The 6517-nt window shown below is 58.7% G+C and carries 3 protein-coding genes and 2 pseudogenes; 3 read left to right on the plus strand and 2 right to left on the minus strand.

The features are described from left to right. Positions 1-3: 3 nt before the first annotated feature. The 3 genes from ABIB06_RS31355 to ABIB06_RS31365 all read left to right on the plus strand — a co-directional run bounded on the left by ABIB06_RS31355 (position 4) and on the right by ABIB06_RS31365 (position 5555). Positions 4-1446 (plus strand): recombinase family protein, encoded by a 1443-nt coding sequence (locus ABIB06_RS31355; RefSeq protein WP_354051712.1) that lies wholly within the window; start codon positions 4-6, stop codon positions 1444-1446. A 1061-nt stretch (positions 1447-2507) separates the two neighbouring features. Then, positions 2508-3443 carry a DUF5996 family protein gene (locus tag ABIB06_RS31360; protein WP_247444200.1) on the plus strand — a complete coding sequence of 312 codons (936 nt, stop codon included), beginning with the start codon at positions 2508-2510 and terminating at the stop codon, positions 3441-3443. Between the two features lie 150 nt (positions 3444-3593). Beyond that, positions 3594-5555 carry a hybrid sensor histidine kinase/response regulator gene (locus ABIB06_RS31365; RefSeq protein ID WP_502916566.1) on the plus strand — a complete coding sequence of 654 codons (1962 nt, stop codon included), beginning with the start codon at positions 3594-3596 and terminating at the stop codon, positions 5553-5555. Between the two features lie 447 nt (positions 5556-6002). On the opposite strand, the pseudogene ABIB06_RS31370 reads toward ABIB06_RS31365, so the two are convergent. Further along, positions 6003-6173, minus strand: a pseudogene (locus ABIB06_RS31370) (transposase zinc-binding domain-containing protein); the annotation flags it as partial. Continuing rightward, positions 6174-6425, minus strand: a pseudogene (locus tag ABIB06_RS31375) (phage integrase N-terminal SAM-like domain-containing protein); the annotation flags it as partial. Between the last annotated feature and the right edge of the window lie 92 nt (positions 6426-6517).

The following is a 6517-nucleotide window of genomic DNA, read 5'->3' on the forward strand; positions in this document are numbered from 1 at the left end:
CCGATGGTCAATGCGCTCGTCCCGCTTAAGAGCAGCTTACCGAAAGCACGGTGGGCGTGCCGCGCAGCGCAGTACGTCAGAATGTCGACCGACTACCAGCAGTATTCGATCGCGAACCAGACCGCGGTGATCGCCGCCTATGCGCTAAGGCTCGAGTGGCAGATCGTTCGAACCTATCGGGATGAGAGCAAAAGCGGCCTTCACATCAAGAACAGGAAGGGCCTGCTCGATCTGATCGACGACGTTCAGTGCGGTCGCGCAGATTTTAGTAACATCCTCGTCTACGACGTCAGCCGGTGGGGGCGATTTCAGGACGTTGATGAAAGCGCGCACTACGAGTTCATCTGCAAACGGGCGGGTATCAAGGTCGTCTATTGCGCCGAATTATTCGGTAACGATGGCGGTCTCATGTCAAGTATTGGGAAGAACCTGAAGCGGGCCATGGCTGCTGAATGGAGCAGGGAGCGATCAGAAAAGGTCTATGCTGGAGCTTGTCATCTCTCTCGATTGGGATTCAGGCAGGGCGGCCGACCCTGTCTCGCGTTGCGCAGAGAGTTGATTGATGTGAATGGACGCTCGCGAGGCGTGCTGCAAAATGGTGAGCGGAAATACCTCCAGACAGATCGAGTCATTCTGCAACCAGGCCCCGCGGACGAGGTGGAACAGGTGCGCTCGATCTTCCGGCAGTTCGTTATTGAACGGAGGAGCGAGACGAAGATTGCGCGGAGCCTGAATTCCGCTGGGATCCATTGCCCGACGGGTAGGCCTTGGACGGCTTGGATCATCCACAATCTGCTGGTGAACGAGAATTACATCGGCAACATCGTCTACGATCGCCATCCGTACCGTCTTCGGCAACGGCGCACGAGGACTCCTGCTGATCGATGGATCAGAAAGGTCGGCGCATTCGAGCCGGTGATTGCTGCGGATTTGTTCGCGAAGGCGCAGTCTATCATTGCAGCTCGCAAGAGCCAGAAAGGTCTTTCCAACGAAGAGATGCTGAAGCGCCTGAGAATTGTCCTGCAAAAAAGGGGGAAGCTCACTCGCGCCATTATTGATGCGGCTCCCGGCGTGCCGCGTCCATCTGTTTACCAATTGCGCTTTGGGACAGTGAGAAACGCCTATCGGCTGATTGGTTACGTCCCGGAGCGAGACTACGCCTATATCGATTCACGCGACGCCTGGCTTGCCATGATCGATGAACACGCCTCGAGACTTGGAGCGGCTCTTATGAAATCCGGGGAAGATGTCAGGTTTGATCGAGTCCACCAAATGCTCGAGGTGCGAGAATTGCTAATATCGCTGCGCGTGGCCCGGTGCTGTCAGGACGGCAAAGAGGGGCATTCGCCTTTCTGGACGATCGAGTGTGGCCGAAATATCCCGCCAGGTCTGCTCCTCGCGATTCGGCTTGACGCGTGCAACCAGAGCGTTTGCGATTTTTTTTGATGTCCTCTTCGAACTTCGTGCGAAGGCTGAGGTTTACGGAAAATGTCCATAAGCGTTACGGCTTGCGCCGGGTTGGAACGTTCAACGGCGTCATTCGAGCAATCAAACGACGGCTAGCGTGACTTCTTGAGCGATGAGCTGCAATCTTGACTGCGTGAACAGCCGAGTTTGAGCGTGGGCAAGCCTTCGCGCATGGAGGCCCAACGCGTAGTCGAGGAGTACCTGTGCGATCTGCGGGAGATCATCAGGAAGCTCCGTGGGGGCTCAACTGAGCGAGCCGCTCTTGACGGACGCCCCGCCACGGGAGTCTGATCGGCCGGATGAGGCCCACATCAGCACGATATCGACGAGCTCGCGCGCGTGGAGCGCATCTGCCTCGATAATCCCCAATTATCAAGGGTCAGAGGATCACCGCTCCGCCGAACCTCATTACAATGGCTCGTATTTTTGTGCGCGTCGACCAAAGCTACGGTTGGAAACCGCGGTCGTTACGCTTCTTTCGCGCGCAAACATCTACGACTTGTCTGAAAGGGCAGGGAGGCTTCATCTAGCATCAAGCTCATCTTTGATCGCGCTCCGTCGAGGAACGCCATGCTCGATCCGACTATGGTCGTCGCCGCCAGCGGCAGCCACTTGCGGCTGTACGACACAGCCTGGTCAGAGCAGGTTGTCGCCTGCTCCCGCGTCGCAGGGCGGCCGTGTGAATCCAACCGTTGGATGCTCGAGAAAGACGGTTCTCCCCGGCAAGGGTGCGTCTTGCGTATACGATTAGCAAGATTCGCCCGCCAAAGGTCGCCGTGTCTTGATTTAGTGACAAACCGGAATAGGCTCGCGAGCCAACTCTTAGTTCCAAGCCTGACCAAAGCCGACAATGGGAATTTGGCGCATGATCGCTTGGCGCCACAAGCGTCTTCGGTGCGACGTGGCGCAATATGGCGTCACAATGGGAGACCGGCCCTATTCGCGTTTCTTCGTCTGGCCTTGAGCAGCGAAGAGACCTCGCCTCATATCATTTCGGTGCTGTGTGACCGACCGGATGAAGCTTAGTTGGAGGAAGCACTGTGAACGCAAACTGGCCATACATCCCGTTCGAGCAGTGGCGCGAGACATGTTCCGCGCTCCATATCTATTCGCAGATCGTGGGTAAGTACCGACTTGCACGAACGCCTTGGCTCAACCATTCCTGGCATGCGACCCTGTACGTCAATACACGCGGCTTGACGACTTCGCTGGTACCGGACGGGGCCGGCACTGAGATCACCCTTGATCTCCGGAAACATGTCGTCATCGGAGAAGCAGCAGACGGGCGGAGAGCTGAGCTTCCGTTAGGACCAATGTCCGTGGCTGACTTCTATGTACATTTCCTCGAACTCGTTCGGGGAATTGGGGGCACGCCGGAGCTTCACGACCGACCCAGCGAGGTGTCAGCGCCCATCCCCTTTCGCGATGATCGGCAAACCAGGCCCTACGATGCTGCAGCCGTGACAAGGTTCTTCGAGGCGCTGGTGCTCGCCAACAATGTGTTCACCCGATTTCGAACCGGCTTCATCGGAAAGGCTAGTCCGGTTCATCTCTTTTGGGGCAGCTTTGATCTAGCGGTCACGCGCTTCTCCGGACGCCGCGCGCCCCTACATCCGGGTGGCATTCCGGCTTTGCCGGACGAGGTGACCCAAGAAGCATACAGTCATGAAGTCTCGTCGGCGGGTTTTTGGCCGGGCGGCGGCAGCACGGATTTTGCGGCCTTTTATTCCTATGCCTATCCCGCTCCTACAGATTTTGCGGAGGCCAAGGTGATGCCCGATGGGGCGTACTTCGACCCGAAGCTCGGGGAATTTCTTCTGCCTTACGATGTCGTCAGACAATCGGCTGACCCAGAAGTAGCGCTGACGGCCTTCCTGGAGAGCACCTATCGCGCTGCAGCCGACCTCGGTCATTGGGATCGTATGGCCCTCGATTGTCTCACCGGCTTACCCCGCCGACCGCGACCATTAAGCTAAGCGGCCCAACGGCGCGCCGACGAGGTGCTTGAACAGCTTGGTCGCCATGTCGGCCTTCTGAACCGCCCGGGTCTCTGCCACAGGCTGCGAGTTCGCGGAACTATACATTATCAGCACGGTTGACTGGTGTTCCCCAATCGGAGCCCGCCTTTGCAAAGCCCTCAGTCAAAACTTGACGGGATCGGAGATACTGCGCGACTTCAACTGCTTATCGACGGAATCGTGGACTATGCCATCTACATGATCGACGTCGACGGCACGGTGCGCAGCTGGAACTCTGGTGCGCTGCGGTTGAAGGGTTACACACCCGACGAAATCATCGGAAAATCGTTTGCTTCCTTCTATACGCCGGAAGATCGCGCCAAAGGGCTGCCGCAGCGGGCCTTGAGCGTCGCGGCGCAAACAGGCCGTTTCAGCGCCGAGGGCTGGAGAGTTCGCAAGGATGGCGGTCGTTTCTGGGCATCGGTGATCGTCGATGCGATCCGAAATGAAGGCGGTGAACTGATCGGGTTTGCCAAGGTCACACGAGACATCACCGAGCGGCAACAAGCCCACCAAGAGCTTCTCAATAGTGAGCGGCGCTACCGCCAGCTGATCGAGGCCGTGGTCGATTACGCGATCTTTCAGCTCGATCCGTTCGGCAACGTGACAACCTGGAATCCCGGAGCGGAGCGTATTAAGGGATACGCGCCGCCGGAGATCGTCGGTCGGCATTTCAGCGCTTTTTATACTCCCGAGGACATCGAGCTTGGTGTGCCAACACGTGCGCTTTCTGAGGCTGCAGAGCACGGACGCTTTGAAGCGGAAGGGTGGCGTCTGAGAAAAGATGGCTCCCGCTTTTGGGCATCGGTCATCATCGATCGTATCACGGACGAATCCGGAAACATCGTCGGGTTTGCAAAAGTCACGCGCGACGTTACGGACCGGAAGCGAGCCGAAGACGAGCTCAAGCACGTTCAGGAGCAACTCGCCGCATCTCAAAAGCTGGAAGCGGTTGGGCAACTCAGCGGCGGGATCGCGCACGACTTTAACAATCTGCTCATGATCGTCCTTGGCAATCTGGAAACAGCTGAACGGCACGCCAAGTTGCCCGGAGCCAATCTGAATCGGGCGCTCGCGAATGCGAAACGAGGCGCGCAGAGAGCCGCGGCGTTGACCAGTCGCCTGCTTGCCTTTTCGCGCCGACAGGCGCTCGATCCCAAGCCGATCAACGTGAACAACTACATCAATGGTCTGCAGGAATTCCTCCAGCGTACGCTCGGAGAGCGCATCGAAGTCCAGACCGTCGGAAGTGCGGGTCTATGGCATATCGAGGCCGACGCCAATCATCTGGAGTCAGCCATCGTCAACCTGGCGATCAATGCTCGCGACGCCATGCCTGGCGGCGGAAAGCTGACCTTGGAAGCTGCCAACATCGCCGCCGACGAGGATTACTGCCGTCTCAATCCTGAAGTCGCGCCCGGTCAGTACGTCGCCATTTGCGTGACCGACACCGGAGGCGGCATGTCGCCGGACGTTCTCAGTCACGCCTTTGAACCCTTCTTTACCACAAAAGAGCCGGGCCACGGCACTGGCCTTGGCCTGAGCCAGGTCTACGGCTTCGTCAAACAATCCGGAGGCCACGCCAAAATCTACAGCGAGGTGGGGCAAGGCACGACGATCAAGATGTACTTTCCACGTTTCTCGGGGAGTGCACGACCTGAGGAAATCGCACAGGAGGAACTCGCGGGGGGTGAGATAGCCGAGACCGTTCTCGTCGTCGAGGACGACGAAGACTTGCGCACGTATATCGCTGACGTCCTGCGCGATCTCAACTACCGCGTCCTCTCAGCCCGGAGCGCTCAAGCCGCCCTGACCATTCTTCTGCAGGAGGACTCGAAGGTGGACCTTCTTCTCACCGACGTGGTCATGCCAGGGATCAATGGTCGCGAGCTTGGGAGGCGCGCGCATCAAATTCGACCTGGTCTGAAGATACTGTACATGACCGGATATTCGCGCAATGCCGTGGTCCACCAGGGAAGGCTTGATGAAGGCGTCAATCTGCTGGAGAAGCCGATCTCTCAAGCGAAACTAGCGCTAAGGGTGCGAGAGATTCTCGATCAGAATGGATGAACCGGGGGGCGACAGCAGTGGCATCCTGGGACCGGCAGGCGCCAGGGACGACCTCTTCCGGTCAGCCCGCGCGCGACTTCCGCTTGTGTGAAGGTTTTCGGATGCCGGCCCACGATGATGGCGCCACGCGCTCTGGGGCCGGCGTACGAAAACCTCCAAAGGAGGGAACCGCGGGACGTCGGGCGAGGTGGCACGTCAGGTGCTATGGGGATTTCGTCGCTGGAGGTGTGTGTGTGTGTGCGAGGTTCGTTGAACGCGTTTTGCGGACGCGATCGAGAAGGTTGGCGGGTCTGATCGGATGGGCAGAACCGGCGTTGAGCGGCGATTTGTTGACAAGCCTGTAGCCGAAGTTGCTACGGGGGCGAGCGATTTGGCTGCCGGTCGAGGACCGGTGCAATTGATGCGCAGGTTTTGTGATGTTGGCGCGCCACCGCGATCATGACGTGGGTGGGCACAATCCTCGCATCGCTCGACCTGGCCGCCGAGGGCTGCCGTGCGGCAGTTCTCGATCGCCGACATCACCTTCAACTGGTCGAGGCTGACATGACCGGCATGGGCCTGTCGCCATGCCGGTCCACGATCGCGGAAGATATGCTCGACGATCTCGCGGCGCTTCAGCGTGACCCGAAAGAAGAACCGCAGCGTCGAGACGGTCTGGTTGATGGTCGGAACTCCGACGCCGCTCGCGGTCAGATGCAGCTGATAGCGGCGCACATCCTCGAAGGTCGCCGTATCCGGTGATCGCCCGAGGAACGCAGCGAAACTCTTGACCCTTTGCACGTGGTCATGTTGGGTCTTCGGCGCGAGCTTGCGGATCGTCATGTCTTCGATCATGCGCCGGCGCAACGGGCTCCTTGCCTCGTCGGTCATCCGAAAATGCACTCGACCATCGCCCGGCGTGATTGCGACATGCCGTATCCCGGATGCCGCGTGGTTCGTTCGTCGATCGCGCTGTTACGGTT

Source organism: Bradyrhizobium sp. LB8.2, from assembly GCF_040548035.1.
Classification (GTDB): Bacteria; Pseudomonadota; Alphaproteobacteria; order Rhizobiales; family Xanthobacteraceae; genus Bradyrhizobium.